Annotated in this window: 15 protein-coding genes and 1 riboswitch; of the genes, 10 read left to right on the top strand and 5 right to left on the bottom strand. The window is 39.3% G+C overall.

The annotated features are described in order from the left end of the window. Positions 1 to 31: 31 nt before the first annotated feature. Complete coding sequence (locus tag AA980_RS24270; protein ID WP_024026552.1) at positions 32 to 232, bottom strand: hypothetical protein; 201 nt, start codon at positions 230 to 232, stop codon at positions 32 to 34. Positions 233 to 741: 509 nt separating this feature from the next. Between AA980_RS24270 and AA980_RS24265 the strand changes: the two genes are divergently transcribed. Continuing rightward, a complete protein-coding gene (locus tag AA980_RS24265; RefSeq protein WP_024026553.1) occupies positions 742 to 1,719 on the top strand; it encodes a carbohydrate kinase family protein in 978 nt (325 codons plus the stop codon). A 257-nt stretch (positions 1,720 to 1,976) separates the two neighbouring features. Beyond that, positions 1,977 to 2,068: riboswitch (cyclic di-GMP riboswitch) on the top strand. A 30-nt stretch (positions 2,069 to 2,098) separates the two neighbouring features. Next, positions 2,099 to 2,248, top strand: coding sequence for an anti-repressor SinI family protein (locus AA980_RS26695; RefSeq protein WP_024026554.1), 150 nt, complete (start codon positions 2,099 to 2,101; stop codon positions 2,246 to 2,248). 69 nt (positions 2,249 to 2,317) lie between these two features. On the opposite strand, the gene AA980_RS24260 is transcribed toward AA980_RS26695, so the two are convergent. Further along, positions 2,318 to 2,644, bottom strand: coding sequence for a helix-turn-helix domain-containing protein (locus AA980_RS24260; RefSeq protein WP_024026555.1), 327 nt, complete (start codon positions 2,642 to 2,644; stop codon positions 2,318 to 2,320). 293 nt (positions 2,645 to 2,937) lie between these two features. Here AA980_RS24260 and map point away from each other — a divergent pair, with 293 nt between their 5' ends. Then, entirely contained in the window at positions 2,938 to 3,687 is a 750-nt protein-coding gene (gene map, locus AA980_RS24255; RefSeq protein ID WP_024026556.1) for a type I methionyl aminopeptidase, read from the top strand. A gap of 192 nt (positions 3,688 to 3,879) precedes the next feature. Here the strand turns inward: map and AA980_RS24250 are convergent, their stop codons facing one another. Then, a complete protein-coding gene (locus AA980_RS24250; RefSeq protein ID WP_024029733.1) occupies positions 3,880 to 4,104 on the bottom strand; it encodes a DUF1128 domain-containing protein in 225 nt (74 codons plus the stop codon). Positions 4,105 to 4,482: 378 nt separating this feature from the next. On the opposite strand from AA980_RS24250, the gene AA980_RS24245 reads away from it, so the two are divergent. Beyond that, a complete protein-coding gene (locus AA980_RS24245) occupies positions 4,483 to 4,887 on the top strand; it encodes a YtxH domain-containing protein (RefSeq protein ID WP_024029732.1) in 405 nt (134 codons plus the stop codon). A gap of 14 nt (positions 4,888 to 4,901) precedes the next feature. Continuing rightward, positions 4,902 to 5,738 (top strand): YihY/virulence factor BrkB family protein, encoded by an 837-nt coding sequence (locus AA980_RS24240; RefSeq protein WP_024029731.1) that lies wholly within the window; start codon positions 4,902 to 4,904, stop codon positions 5,736 to 5,738. Positions 5,739 to 5,965: 227 nt separating this feature from the next. On the opposite strand, the gene AA980_RS24235 is transcribed toward AA980_RS24240, so the two are convergent. After that, a complete protein-coding gene (locus AA980_RS24235) occupies positions 5,966 to 7,882 on the bottom strand; it encodes a heavy metal translocating P-type ATPase (protein ID WP_024029729.1) in 1,917 nt (638 codons plus the stop codon). Positions 7,883 to 8,229: 347 nt separating this feature from the next. Further along, positions 8,230 to 9,405: an MFS transporter gene (locus AA980_RS24230; RefSeq protein ID WP_024029728.1), complete on the bottom strand. Its 1,176-nt coding sequence runs from the start codon at positions 9,403 to 9,405 to the stop codon at positions 8,230 to 8,232. A 191-nt stretch (positions 9,406 to 9,596) separates the two neighbouring features. Between AA980_RS24230 and cax the strand changes: the two genes are divergently transcribed. The 5 genes from cax (at position 9,597) to AA980_RS24205 (ending at position 15,652) form a co-directional block, all read left to right on the top strand. Next, complete coding sequence (gene cax / locus AA980_RS24225; RefSeq protein WP_024029727.1) at positions 9,597 to 10,655, top strand: calcium/proton exchanger; 1,059 nt, start codon at positions 9,597 to 9,599, stop codon at positions 10,653 to 10,655. A gap of 484 nt (positions 10,656 to 11,139) precedes the next feature. Next, on the top strand, positions 11,140 to 11,940 hold the full coding sequence (locus AA980_RS24220; protein WP_407937485.1) for a YfkD famly protein: 801 nt from the start codon (positions 11,140 to 11,142) through the stop codon (positions 11,938 to 11,940). Positions 11,941 to 12,068: 128 nt separating this feature from the next. Beyond that, the gene (locus AA980_RS24215; RefSeq protein WP_024029725.1) at positions 12,069 to 12,266 is read left to right on the top strand and encodes an SE1561 family protein; all 198 of its coding nucleotides are present in this window, start codon (positions 12,069 to 12,071) and stop codon (positions 12,264 to 12,266) included. 165 nt (positions 12,267 to 12,431) lie between these two features. Further along, entirely contained in the window at positions 12,432 to 13,976 is a 1,545-nt protein-coding gene (locus AA980_RS24210) for a fumarate hydratase (RefSeq protein WP_024029724.1), read from the top strand. Positions 13,977 to 14,686: 710 nt separating this feature from the next. After that, positions 14,687 to 15,652, top strand: a complete 966-nt coding sequence (locus AA980_RS24205) for a nuclease-related domain-containing protein (RefSeq protein WP_024029723.1) — start codon at positions 14,687 to 14,689, stop codon at positions 15,650 to 15,652. Positions 15,653 to 15,704 lie beyond the last annotated feature (52 nt).

The raw sequence follows: 15,704 nt of genomic DNA, 5'->3' as shown, positions 1-15,704 counted from the left end.
CCAAATAAAAGGCGTGAGAAGTCCACGCCTTTTACTCCATTTGTTCCGGCAGCAAACGGGCAGTATCTCCGCGCATATCCTCTTCTTCGACTCTATTTTTAAAGGCTTCGCGGGTTACAAGGAATTCTTCATCCCCAATTGCTTCCTTTACATGTTTTTCCGTTAGACTGTCCTTAGGGAAATTACCAGGATGGTTTTTCTTTTTGTGTTCAAAATGTTCTCCACGTGACATACTTAAGCACTCCTTTCATCTACCCTTATAGCATTCCCTATGTGTAGTGAAATAATTACTTTTCTTTGAATCCAAAAGAAAAAGCTGTGTGAAAGAGACGATCTAATTAATAGATTTACTCCTCACCAGCTTTTTTAATTGGTTTATCAGGTTTGCACATTCGATCAAGTAGAAAACCAGCAAATACAATAAACGCAATCGGGATTGAAAAGTTTAACACATGGATAAAGGTCATAGCATGATCCACCACCATTATTCTGAATATTAAGTAAATTTTAAAGTTGTTTATATTATATTCTAAATGTCGCAATTTAGACAAATTTTTTTGTAGTAAACAATGAAAATAAGTATTAATACTGCATACCTAGCGGTTTTATCGGCTTTAATCCTCTTAATTCCCATTAATAACCAAGAGGATTTCAAGGATTAATATCTAATAGTTATAAGTAGAGATTATTATTGCCTTTCTGACATAACTCAATAAGGTTATAGAGGAGTGAGGACTGACAATGATGAAACAGAATGCAATAATTTCAGAAGAAAAAAAACTTCTTTGTATTGGCGGTGCCAACGTGGATTTGAAAATTCAAGCACTGAAACAATTAGAGCTTGGTACTTCGAATCCTGCGATTAGCACGAAATCCAGAGGCGGCGTAGCACGTAATGTCGCGGAAAACTCTGGGCGCCTAGGGCTTAATGCTTCGTTATTAGCCTATATTGGATCCGATACTGAAGGGGAATGGCTGCTGCAAAACACTAATCATTTCGCAGATATAAATCTAACAGAAATAATCGATGGGAAATCCACGGGAACCTATACAGCAGTGCTTGATGAAGAGGGTGAAATGTCTGTCGCTTTTGCAGACATGGAAATATACGATGAGGTTGAAGAATCCTTTATTGAAAAAAATTGGCCCCATATTCAAAATGCAAAAATGATTCTATTAGATACGAATTTTCCCGCTGAAATAATCAATGAAGTGATAAATTGCAGTAAAGACGAAGGAATTCCGCTTTGTATTGCGACTGTGTCAGCAGCTAAAACGGCTAAATTGCCAGTCTCCTTAGACGGTGTAACCTGGCTGATTGCCAATAAAAAGGAAGCCGAGGCCCTGTCAAAATTAGAAATTAGCTCTGAAGGCGATTTCTATCGTGCAGCAGAAATAATCTTAAAAAGCGGTGTCGAGAAAGTAGTTATTACTAGGAATGAAAAAGGATTAATTTATTTTACCAACAATGGGGAAGCAGGTGCCATTGTACCTCCAAGTGTTCCGATTGTGGATGTAACAGGAGCAGGCGATGCCCTTATATCCGGAATCCTATTTGGCTATTTAAAAGGTCTTAACACAGAAGATTCCTGCAAAATTGGGATTTCATGTTCAATGATTACAGTCCAAACGAGCGAAACCGTCCACCCCGATTTGAACCAGCAAAAATTACTTGAAACATTTCAGAAATACTTCAGCAAGGGGCTAAGCCATCGGTGATAAGAAAAGCGGAGGGAATTTGTACTAAAATCAACCTCCCTTTTTTTTTACAGAAATTATAAAATAAATGGGTACTTTTGTCGAAACTTGCCAAAATTTGCAGTAAAAAGAAGTGTGAAAATTCAAATGAAATGACAAAATATAACACCCTGTTAAAAAAGAACTAGATATAATGAGGATATCATTTGTAATTATGAATAAAGAACTAGTTGTTGCTTAACGAGATAAGAAATCGGTGATGGTCTTGAGAAATTTGAATCAGAAAAAGGCAAACCTGTTGAAAGGCAGGGACGCAAAGCCTAGGGTCTAAGGCAGGTGAAACGCTTGCTATGATGGCCGGGATGCCTGAAATACGAATTGTATTTTAGGGGTGAGGATATTGGTTATAACAGAAAAAGAGGTTGATGTTATCGATCAGGAATGGATGACCCTCATATTAGAAGCGAAGGAACTTGGACTAACCATCGAAGAGGTTCGTGACTTCTTTAATCAACATGGAGGATTAGAGCTAATCACGAATAACAACTGAGCAATTACATAACGAAAGAAAAGCATCCTGCAAAAATATTTGTAGAATGCTTTTTTTCTTGTTTACTGCTTAATCACTATTTTGTTTGTTCCGCCATTTATTAAATTCAAGGTAATCACGAAATTGTTCTTTTGAAACACCAGAATTCATTGCCTCTTGGACTAGGTTCATCCAATCGCTGTCTAATTGATCCTTATCAATTTGTTCATGGATTAAATGTTCAATGGGAATATTTAATACTGCAGCAATTTTTTCAAGAAATTGAATCGAAGGATTCTTTTGCAGGTTTCTTTCAAGAGAACTTAAATAAGATTTTGCAACTCCCGCCTGTTCAGCAAGTTCGGACAGTGACATTTTCTTTTCTGAGCGGAATTTTTTTACGCGGTCACCAATCATTGATTCTCACACACCTAATTATTATTATTGTTATTGTTGATATATTAATTCTACCAAAAAGAATAAGAAAGTACCATATAAAGAACGGCGTAATATTACAAAATAATGAACATTGAAAAATATTGTTTAAAGCTTTTCAAGCAAGATAGAAATTTTGAAAAAATGCTAGGTTAGCGTTACTATTAAAAGTGTTGCCATAGGTGTCCTAAGTATAATTTTCACATGGAAAAATATCTAAGATGAACAATATGGTTCATTATACATAAAAATAATTCAAAAAGGCAGGGAATAACATGATCGTCCTTAAATCACAACGAGAAATTGAAGCCATGAAAAAGGCAGGAGAAATACTGGCAGCCTGTCATAAAGAAATTTCAAAATTAATTAAACCAGGTGTTACAACGTGGGAGATTGAAGAATTTGTTGATGAATTTCTAAGACAAAAGGGGGCATCTCCAGAACAAAAAGGATATAAAGGCTATCAATATGCAACGTGCGCGAGTATTAATGATGAAATTTGTCATGGCTTTCCGAGGAAAGAGCCGTTAAAAGAGGGCGACATTGTCACGATTGATATGGTTGTCAAATACAATGGTGCTTTAGCTGATTCTGCTTGGTCCTATGCCGTTGGCCAGGTCTCCGAGGAAACAGATCATTTATTAAAAGTGACTAAGGAAGCTCTTTACAAGGGAATTGAACAGGCGGTAGTGGGTAATCGCATAGGTGATATTGGCCACGCGATTCAAAAATATGTTGAAAGTGAAGGACTATCAGTTGTTAGAGACTTTATCGGCCACGGGATTGGCGCGGTGATTCACGAGAAACCGGATGTTCCGCATTATGGGCTGCCTGGTAAAGGGGCAAGAATTAAAGAAGGAATGGTTTTTACAATTGAACCGATGGTAAATGTCGGCTGGTACCAAACAAAAATGGATGAGAACGGCTGGACAGCACGTACGCTTGACGGTAAATATTCAGCGCAATATGAGCATACGATCGCGATTACGAAAGACGGCCCGATTATCCTAACAGATCAAAAATAGACAAAAAACCCGTTATTCAGACGCAATAACGGGTTTTCGAATGGCTAGCTCCAGCGCCCTAGCGGCTAATGTCCTTCGCGCTCCGCCCTACGATAAGTCAACATCGGTTCGCTTCGCTCACCGTGTTTCCTTTATCTCAGTTGGAGCACTCCAGGCCATACGCCGCTGACCAGGGCGCTTGCGCTTTTCTGATTATTTCTTTCTTAGACTTCCTAGTTCTTCCACCAATGCCTGCATTTCATTTGGGCTAAAAGAATTTTTCCTTAGGACCATCTCATAAATTTCCTTTAATTCCTCGTACATTTCTTCATCAAAGTGTGACGGTTTGATTGCTCCGAGGTTGAGGACCTTTAACTTTTCTTTTATTTGTTCAATCATATATTCGACATTTTCAACAGATTTTTGAGATAAATTCATTTCGGCCACCCTTTCCGAATTAATATTCTCATCTTTTCATGTTAAAAAGCATCTGTCAATACAAACCTACTTATGGAAAAGGGGCGGAGCGCCGCAATAGCAAATTAGTATAGTCTAGTTTAGTGTTTGATGTACATTTTTGGACAATGAATGAAGTGAACCTTAGCTCTGCTCACACCGCCTTTATTGGCAGGAATGATTCTCTGAATATGTCTCCATAGTAAATGGTGGTGTGGAACGCCATATTGGTTTTGAATAAGAGGCCTTATATTTCCGGTAGAAAGTATATAAAAGTTTGGACGGGCTTGCAAAAGGGAATTGATATAAGCAAAATAAAGTTGAGCTTATTTTGGTATAATTTTCATTGGAGAAAGATTAATGATAATTATGATTGTGGAAGGAGAGTTTAAGATGACGAAGAAAAATCAATTCTGGAGAGGAATGCTAATCGGTGCGATTGCAGGCGGAGCAATCAGCCTTTTAGATAAACAGACCAGACTGGCAATGAAGGAGAACGTTCAAAAAACATCCAGCAAGGTTTCCGAAGTTCTATGTAATCCTAGAGAAATTATCGATAAGGCAAAAGAAACTGCGGCCAATATCAAAACAACCGCACAGCAGGTAAAGGAAGATATTTCCTACATAACAACTAAGGTTGATGAAATACGCGAGCTGACACCGCAAGTGACTGATATCTTAAAAGACACAAAAGATGCCTTTTCAAAGAATGAGGAATCACAACTCATAGAAGACGTAATGGGTGAAGAGGAAAAAATTAATTAAAAGGAGGGCTGGACATGGAAAAGACAGGGAATGTACGCTCCTCTTTATTAAAATTGCTTTGGCACCGGATTGGAGAAGATGACATTCCAGGATTGAGTGCGCAGTTAGCCTATTTTTTTCTTCTTTCCTTGTTTCCACTCCTGATTGTATTATTCACACTGCTGCCCTATTTACCGATTCAACAACCGGACATGCTGGGAATAATAAGGGATTTTGCCCCAGTTGAAGCGATGGATCTCATTGAAAAAAATGTAAAAGAGATTATGAACCATCGGAATGGCGGTTTGCTTTCATTCGGGATTATCGGGACGATTTGGTCTGCCTCTAACGGAATAAATGCTATCGTAAGGGCGCTTAATAAGGCCTACAATGTGAAGGAAAGCCGTTCATTTATTGTTTCAAGAGGAGTGGCAATACTATTAACATTTGGGATGATCTTTGTCTTTATCCTTGCCATTGTTTTACCGGTTTTCGGCAAGGAAATTGGACTATTCTTGTTTTCAAAATTTGGTTACACCAGCGAATTTATTAAGCTGTGGAATGCGTTAAGCTGGCTGGTAAGCGCCATTATTTTGTTCCTGATGTTTACCGGATTGTACTGGATTGCACCCAATGTGAAATTGCGATGCCGCAGTAGTTTTCCCGGCGCCATTTTCGCGACAATAGGATGGATTATCTCCTCAATAGGATTATCCTTCTATGTCGGGAACTTTAGTAACTATTCACTTACTTATGGAAGTATCGGGGCCATCATTGTGTTAATGATTTGGTTATATATATCGGCATTTATTATTATTATTGGCGGAGAAATCAATGCCTTTTACAGTGAAAGAAATCGTACGAACTGCTAATACTTTCCTTTATGAAAAAATCTTATCTGTCCAAACTATCCATATGGGCCTTCGCCCTAACATAAAGGGAGGTTTTACTGTTGACAAAACATACGAAAAAAGATGGCGGTACAAAGCAAAAAGGAAATAAGAGTAACCCAAAACAAAAAACTTCAGGGTCAGCAAATGGCTCGAATGGATATCATTAACAATTAGTCATAAAAAAAGGACCCATTGGGTCCTTTTTTTCACGACTTTAACAGCCGAAGACTATTTAGAATAACAAGGATGGTGCTGCCTTCATGGCCGATAACTCCAAATGGCAAATCAAGCATCTGAAAGAAATTTGATGCAATCAAGAGCATGATAACCGAAATTGAGAAAATGACATTCTGTTTGATAATTTTATTCATTCGTTGTGAAAGGTTAATGGCGTCAGCTATTCGCGGCAGGTCATTCTTCATCAGCACGATATCGGCTGTTTCCAGTGCAACATCTGTTCCTCCCCCCATCGCAATCCCGATGTTGGCAATCGCCAGTGCAGGAGCATCATTGATCCCGTCTCCTACCATGGCAACAGTTTTATATTTGGCTTTAAGCTGTTTAAGGTGTTCTACCTTTGATTCCGGCAGGCATTCAGCAAAAAATTCATCAACATGGCTCTCAGCGGCTATTGCACGAGCGGTTTTCTCACTATCACCCGTAAGCATAACGGTATGGATGCCCTGTTTCTTTAAATGATTAATTGCCAACTTCGTTTCCTCGCGAACGACATCCTTTAAGGCAATCATCGCACAAAGCTCCCCATTGATTTCAATGAAGACAAGGGTATTACCACGAATTGCGAGTTCTTTCGCTTTTCCATCAGCAAACTGGTCGACATCTTCCTTCCCAACGAAAGCGGCCTTGCCAATTTTCCATTGTTCTCCATTAATTTCTGCCTTAACCCCCCAGCCGGGTATATCTTCGAGACTGTCAGGATGAAAAAGTTCTTTTGTTACATTCCGCTTAGCATAATTCACAATCGCTATCGCAAGTGGATGGTTCGAATGGCTCTCTATCGATGCCGCCTGCCAAATGAGCTGTTCCTTTTTAAGTCCTTCTTTCACAAGCACCTCGGTTACTTCCGGTTTCCCCTTTGTAAGGGTGCCGGTTTTATCTAATGCTATTGCTTCAAGATGACCTAAATTTTCAAGATGGACACCGCCTTTTACTAATATCCCATGTCTGGCCCCATTCGAAATCGCCGATAACGACGCCGGCATGATCGAAGCCACCAAAGCACAAGGGGAGGCGACCACTAATAAAATCATTGCGCGGTAAAACGATTCATGCCAGCTCCATCCTAGTAAAAAATGAGGCAGGAAAAACATAACAACCACGACGAGCAGAACAACCTTGACATAGGTTCCTTCAAAGCGTTCAATAAACAACTGCGACGGTGACTTTTCACTTTGAGCGGATTGTACAAGCTGAATAATTTTTCGAAAAAGGGTGTCACTGCTTTCCTTTGTCACCTGTACGGTAATAGAACCTGTCATATTTACGGTTCCGGCAAACACATCTGCCTGCTCTCCTTTAGAGACGGGCATCGATTCACCGGTAATCGCTGCTTCATCAATATTTGTCTGTCCTTTAATAATCATTCCATCAGATGGCACCCGTTCACCTGGTTTAATCAGAATATGGTCGCCAACTCGAAGCTCCGAGACTGGAACTCGCTTTTCATAGCCATTGCTGATTAGCAAGGCTTCTTCCGGCTGAAGCTCCATTAAAGAGGAAATTTCCTTATGGCTTTTATTCATGGTGTAGGTTTCTAAGGCACCGCTGACGGCAAAAATAAAGATTAAAATGGCCCCTTCTGTCCAGTAACCAATAATCGCCGAACCAACAGCGGCAAAAATCATCAGCATTTCTACATTTAATTCCTTGTTTTCATACGTGGCTTCAATGCCTTCCTTTGCTTTTGCAAACCCGCCGATGACAAATGCCAGCAAGTAAAAAATAATGGAGTCCGTTCCAAATCCATATTTATCGAAAATCCAGCCAAGGGCAATGAAAACACCACTTAGCGATGCAGCAATTAGTTCCAAATGTGGTTTGATTTTTTCTAAAAGGCTACTATTCTGTTCCTTTTTTGTGAGTACTTTTGCACCTGAACTCATCTTGATCTCCCCCCTAATAATTTGATTGTACTGCGAGAAAAAGTGTCTGTCAATTCTAATTGATAAAATGTGTTTTTAATTGAGAATGAAAATCAGTGGTAATTCAAATAATATATGGTTTTTCATTAAGTTTGGTTAATTATAATTAATAATTATTATCATTTGATATATAGAAAAAATTGAAAGAAGAAAAAAACTTATTGGGAATTGAGAAGAATAATCAACCTCAATACCCCTAAAAAACACGAAAGCTGTCACCATAGTGATGACAGCAGAATTCTCTAAACTTCAATATTTTTTTTATTTTACCATACATATTATTCGTTAGATATCAATTTGCTTCTCTATTAGTTTTGTTGTTCGAGTACCACTTGGTTCTTCTTGCCAAAGGTAAAGATAATGAATGATAAGGCTAAGAGCATCGTACTAATAATGTAGAAGAAGCTGACACTTTGCAAGAATTTAATAAATAGGCCGCCGATGATTGGCCCGCTTAAGGACCCGAGGCTAAAAAAGATGCCGCATAATAAATTTCCAGTCGGTAATAGGTCCTTCGGTACTAAATCGGTCATATAACTGATGCCAAGCGAGAAAGTAGAGCCAACGACCATCCCGGAGATCAGGAATGCGATAAACAGGCCGATAAAAGAATGTTCAAGAAAACTAGCGGCTGTAAAGCTGAAAAATCCAAGGAAAAGGACGGTCATCAAGATATTTCGCCGACCGTATTGATCACTTAATATCCCTAACGGCAGCTGGGTAATAATACTGCCAATCGCAAAAGCGGACAAAACGAGCGAGACACTAGAAACATCAATATTCATTCTTAAGGCATAAATGGGGAAACTACCATTTAACGATGATTCTAAAAAACCGTAGGAAAATGGCGGCAGGAAGGCGACCCAGCCATATTTCAAAGCTCTTCTAAACTGCTTTATCGTTGCCAAGAATGAATTAATCTTTACCACTTGTTCTGGAAGTTCATTTTTTAAGGAAAAGACAAACAGCCAGCCTGCCAAGCAAACAATTGATGAGATAATAAAGGGCAGGGCTTCATTCACATTAACCAATGGCGTCATTAACGGTCCCGTTGCAAAACCAATTCCAAAAAACAAGCCATATAAGGAGATATTCCGACCTCTCTTCTTAGCGGATGAAAAGGATGTGATCCACGTCTGGGTGGCGAAATGCAAGGAATGGTCCCCAATGCCGATTAGCAATCGTAAGGCAAACCAAAACCAAAATGTTTTCCATAATGGAAATAAGGCAAGTGAGACGAATACAAGTGCACCGCCGAATATAATGATCGGTTTATACCCGTATTTTCTTAGCGGCATTTCCATAAATGGGGAAACAAGAAGAATGCCGATATAGAGAGCGATCGCGTTTAGCCCGTTTAAGGAAGGGGAAACACCGCCTTTTTCAAATATTACCGCGATAAGCGGCAGGAGCATCCCCTGGGAAAAGCCAGAAATGGCGACAATACTGACAAGTATCCAGAAACGAAAATATTGTTTATTCATATAACTTCCTCAATTCTACTTTCCATCAAAAAATATATGTCCTAAATGATGGTAACGAGAATATTCTGCATTTGCAAGAAAAAAATTGCCTAGTTATCATAAGTTTTTCTAGGCAAATATCAGAATAAAGGGAAACAACAAAGATAGGAGAAAAAATAAGCGGTTCAAAAATAATCTGTGGAGGGAACGCGATGACGAACAAAATATTCATGCTCCTGACTTTCATTGGAGTTCCACTTTCGGTCATTGGGACACTAATGCACTGGCCGAGTATTATTCTATTTATTCTTTACTGTATCACCATTATTGCGTTATCAAGCTTTATGGGTCGGGCAACCGAAAGTCTTGCGATTGTGGCCGGTCCGCGAATCGGCGGGCTGCTAAATGCAACCTTCGGAAATGCAGTGGAATTGATTATTTCTATCTTTTCCCTTAAAGCAGGACTTGTAGGGATTGTTCTTGCCTCGTTAACTGGTTCGGTCTTAGGAAATTTACTTCTTGTAGCAGGGCTTTCGTTTTTTATCGGCGGACTTAAATATAAGCGCCAAGAATTTAATGTCTTTGATGCCCGTCATAATTCGGGACTGCTCATTTTTGCGGTGATGATTGCCTTCGTCATTCCAGAAGTTTTTTCAATGAATATGAACGAAACGAAAACCATTTCATTGAGTATCGGGATTTCGGTCATTCTTATTGTTCTTTATCTGGCGGCCTTGTTCTTTAAACTTGTTACCCATCGCGGTGTCTATCAGCCTAGCGGGGAAACGGAGGACCATGAAGAGGAAGTACCGGAATGGAGTAAAGGGAAGGCTATCACAGTTCTCTTTATTGCAACAATTGCTGTCGCCTACATATCGGAGCATTTGGTTCATACGTTTGAGTTTGTGGCGGAATCCTTTGGCTGGACGGAGCTGTTTATCGGCGTGATTATTGTCGCCATTGTGGGAAATGCAGCGGAACACGCATCCGCAGTATTAATGGCCTACAAGAATAAAATGGATGTGGCGGTGGAAATCGCCATCGGCTCTACCCTGCAGGTGGCGATGTTCGTACTACCCGTGCTTGTCCTCATATCCCTTTTCTTTGATCAATCGATGCCGCTACTTTTTAGCTGGCAGGAACTAATCGCCATGGTATCATCAGTACTCCTGATGGTCATCATCTCCAACGACGGCGAATCCAATTGGTTCGAAGGCCTAACACTGATAGCGGCCTATGTAATAATGGGAATTGGGTTTTTCTTACTTTAGGCACCATTTCTTCAAAAAAATAAAGACTCTGAGCCAAGCTGGCTTAGAGTCTCTTTTTACTTTTTTCAATTTTTACAATGTACAGTTTAATTCTAATTGGTGTGCTATAATGAAACAGCACATTTTATTATGGGGAAAAATCAATCGCTTCTCTATAGGATCATCCATCACCAACCTTCATGTTTAGTTCGTAACAAGGAAAACACGAGTGTTGAATGTCATATTATACGAGAATCCCAACCTCCTTAAGGAATTTAAATAAATGGTTAGCCGATTGATTACAGCCCTCCTTTTTGAAAGGTTACTTATATTATAAATGGTAAATCGAATTTTGTAAATGTTCAGATTATTATATTTTCATTTCTTTTTATCAATATCTGAGGCGAAATATTGAAGAGGAATGGATAATATTTATCAACTCCGAAAAAACTAATAACAGACTTAGTATTGTTATTAGTGAAAGGAGTTAAACATAGTGAAAAAAATGGTTTCTGTCCTCATGCCACTGCTTTTAATGCTCACTTTTATTCCCTCCGCTTTCGCTGAAAAAGCGCCAGAGAAAAAAAGCTCAGTAAAATATCAGGTGCCACCCTCTGTTCGGAACATTTCGAAGGAGAATACCTATCCGAATTCGACACAGGACGTACCATTATTGCAGCCAAGCGATTTAACCAAAAAGTTAATCAATTCTTCGAGGGTCAAAATTGAAAATCCGGATTTAATTCGGATGCTGAATGAGTCGAGTATAAACAGCACTCCGTTTGCCCTTGGCTACCGGGCCATTGTTTACTTAGGCCAATGGCCATTGAATTACGAGTCCGCTGAGACATCACCAAACTGGGAGTTCCAAAAAATTAATACGAATTACTTTGATAATCGAGGCGGTAAAGTACCTTATCAAATTAAGTATGTTCAGGAATCGCAAAAAATTATCAGAGGCGGTCTCACAGCGAAAATCCCAAATGCGGAAGATGTCAAAAAGATGATGCTGCTAAAATCGATGGAAAAGACCCGGCTTCCGCTATCATTTGAAACGATTATCGGTTCAGGCACGAAGAATGACCATATTTATAACATCCCGGCAAATCGCTTAGGCTACTTGTATGCCTATGCACCTGGTGTAAACGAAAAAGGGAAAGTGACTTACGGTGAAGTTTATTTAATGCTTAAAGGCAATAAAAAATCTATCGTAATAAAAAATGTTACCTCACAGGGAATTGGTGCCTGGATTCCAGTTCAGGATTTTGTTTCCTTTGGCTTTCTCGCCTCAGAGCGGCCGAGGTAAGATTCGAGAATTGTTCATTAGTAAGTTAGGACTCCTCATGCAGGGGTCTTTTATTCATATAGAAAAAAATTTGTCAAAGTTTCATTCTTTCGGTAGGATGGAAGAGAAAATGAAAGGAGAGAAATTAGTTGGGTATCCCGATAAAAGATAAAAATTCACAAGTAGACTTTTTAAAACAACGCTTAAATATGTTCATAGATGTGCTCGATGCCATTGATCCTGAAGATACGGATCTTGAGGATATTGACCGCTTAATTTCCATGCTTGATGATATGGAATCAAAATGCAAGGAATTTAATAATCGTGAAGTGAGTGAGTCTGTATAATAACAGGCTCTTTTTTGTTGCTTAAAAATCCCCGTATTCTAACATGTATTCGTTTTCAAGCAAATCCTTTAATTCTAATGGCTATAGGAGTATAATGTAACCGTGCAAAATGTTGTAAAATTAAAATAGATTACTTAGAGGAACAAAGGGAAAGGGGTACTCGAATTGAATATCGCGAAATTTCAAGAAAGCATGTACAAGCTTGTTGTTGAAACTTCTACCAAACTTCCAAGGGATGTCCGCCGGGCAGTTTTATCGGCAAAGGAAAAGGAAAATGCCGGCACTAGTGCCGCAATGAGCCTTGATACGATCACAAACAATATCAAAATGGCGGATGACCAAGTGTCGCCAATCTGCCAGGATACAGGGTTACCGACTTTTAAAATAAAAACGCCGGTCGGTGTCAATCAATTAGATTTAAAAGAAGCCATTCGCAATGCAATCGTGCTTGCCACGAAAGAGGGGAAATTGCGTCCAAACTCAGTTGATTCCCTAACAGGTGAAAACAGCGGTGATAACCTTGGTGCGGGGGTCCCGGTTATTAAATTTGATCAATGGGAAAAAGACTACATTGATGTCCGCTTGATTTTAAAAGGCGGCGGTTGTGAGAATAAAAATATTCAATATAGTCTGCCATGCGAGTTAGAAGGGCTAGGCCGTGCCGGCCGCGACCTTGATGGCATCCGCAAATGTGTCATGCATTCGGTATACCAAGCACAAGGACAAGGCTGCAGCGCAGGATTTATCGGTGTCGGTATCGGCGGTGACCGTTCATCAGGTTATGATTTAGCAAAAGAACAGTTATTCCGTTCGGTTGAAGATGTGAATCCAAATGAGGACCTTCGCCGGTTGGAAGAGTATGTGATGGAAAATGCGAATAAATTAGGAATCGGCACCATGGGCTTTGGCGGCGAGGCAACATTGCTTGGCTGTAAAGTCGGAGTCATGAACCGGATTCCGGCCAGCTTCTATGTTTCTGTTGCTTACAACTGCTGGGCATTCCGCCGTTTAGGGGTGAGCGTTGACGCTGCTAGCGGGGAAATCAATGAATGGATGTACCAAGATGGTGAGTTCATTGACTTTGCTGCTAGTGAGGCTGAAAAAGAAACGGCTGCTTCTAGGACTGAAGACGTGATTACATTAGAGGCACCAATCACAGAAGAGAAAATTCGTTCGTTAAAGGTCGGAGATGTTGTTCAAATTAACGGCTTAATGTATACCGGGCGCGACGCGATTCATAAATACTTAAGCGATCATAAAGCACCTGTTGATTTAAATGGGCAGGTAATCTATCACTGCGGCCCGGTAATGTTAAAGGACAAGGCTGGCGAGTGGCACGTTAAGGCTGCCGGTCCAACGACTAGTATTCGCGAGGAGCCTTACCAAGGTGACATCATGAAGAAATTCGGTATCCGCGCTGTGATTGGTAAAGGCGGCATGGGACCTAAGACATTGGCAGCATTAGAGGAGCATGGCGGCGTTTATCTCAATGCGATCGGTGGAGCGGCTCAATATTACGCGGACTGCATTAAAGGGGTCGAAGGCGTTGATTTGATGCAATTCGGTATCCCTGAAGCAATGTGGCACCTTCGCGTCGAGGGCTTTACAGCCGTAGTGACAATGGACTCTCACGGCAACAGCCTGCACGCAGACGTAGATAAATCATCATTAGAAAAATTAGCGCAGTTTAAGGAAGCGGTTTTTAAATAGGATGATGAGAAGGATAGGCGTGCTGCGTTGGGCGCCTATCCTTTTTTTGTCCTTTAATTGGATTAAATAATTGGAAATTTGAGAGAAGTGGGTTCTAGAAATATCCAGTAAATGTCGTAAGTTTAGAGATATTAGGTAGTAAGTGCTCGGAAATACGTCGTAAGCGGCTAAAAATATGTCGTAAGTTTTCAAGGTTCAAGGTGATTACTAATTAATATCCAGTAAATGTCGTAAGTTTAGAAAAATGGGTAGTAAGAGACCAGAAATATGTCGTAAGTGGGGAAAAGTAAGTCGTGAGTTCTCGAGGTTCGAGATGATTACCAATTAATATCCAGTAAATGTCGTAAGTTTAGAAAAATGGGTAATAAGTGACCGGAAATATGTCGTTAGTGGGGAAAAGTACGTCGTGAGTTCTCGAGGTTCGAGGTAATTACCAATTAATATCCAGTAAATGTCGTAAGTTTAGAAAAATAGGTAATAAGTGACCGGAAATATGTCGTAAGCAGCTAAAAATACGTCGTAAGTAACTAAAAATGTGTAATAAGCTGCATGAATTCAAATTATTTTTAATAAAATTGGTCTAACAAGCAGCGGAAATTTTTCATAAAAAGAAATAGACACAAATATGTCAAAATAACTGCTTAAAACGGGTAGGAGTTTCCAGAATTTCTATTGAAGATATTCCTAAAACAATTAAGGAGGAAAGAATTTTGAATGAAAAGGATTTAGTTCCCCCCACCTTCTTACTTCAAGCGGAGGCCTTGGAAAGAAGGGTAACAGAAACCCATGAGAAAATCCCGGATATCAAGTCCAAAATAAGAATTTTAAAATCGGGATATAATGGAGAAAAAACATTAAAATATTATCTAGATCAAATCCCGGAACATAAATACCACATTTTTTACGGTCTCCGCCTCCCATTAGGAACTACCTTCTTCCAAATCGACGCGCTACTTTTCTCACAAAAGCTCATTCTCATTATTGATGCTAAAAATCATTCAGGAATATTAAAATTCGAGAAGAATCAATTAATCCATGAATATGGGGAAAATAGAGAGATATATGAAAATCCAGTAGCGCAAGTGAATCGGCACAAAATTTCATTAAGAATTTTATTTGATAAAAATAAAATACCTTTTATTCCTATAGAAAATCTTGTCGCAGTATGTAAACCGTCTACTGAAGTCATAATCGGACCTAACTACAAAGAAGCAGAGCGAAAAGTCATAAAAGCCTATGATTTATTAAATAGAATCAATGAGCTAGAGGAAAGATATAGTGAAAAAAAGATTAATCAAAAGACAATTTGCCAAGTGACAAATCTTTTATTATCACTACATACTCCTCAAAGGATTGATATACTAAAATTTTTTCAAATAATACTAGATGAAATAATCACAGGGGTTCAATGTCCAAGATGCTTGCACATACCTATGGAATATAGAAGAGGAAAATGGATATGCCCTAAATGCCTTTTGTATTCAAAAGATGCCTTTTTAAACGGGATAAATGATTATTTTCTGCTGGTAAAACCCTCATTTAGCAATCCTGAAATACGGAAATTTCTTCAAATGCCTTCTTCTAGAACAACAACATCAAGATTGCCTTCCTTACACCTTCCCAATACAGGTACAAAAAGAGGGCGAATCTACCATCAGTCACAGCCATTTCCTTAATATGCTAATAATGTTTTTCCCCCATAAAACAAACACTAAAAAAAAGGGGGAA

The sequence above is a fragment of the Neobacillus vireti genome (genome assembly GCF_001026695.1).
GTDB classification, from domain to species: domain Bacteria; phylum Bacillota; class Bacilli; order Bacillales; family Cytobacillaceae; genus Neobacillus; species Neobacillus vireti.
Note: the sequence above shows the minus strand (reverse complement) of the source record. Positions and strands in the feature narration are given on the sequence as shown.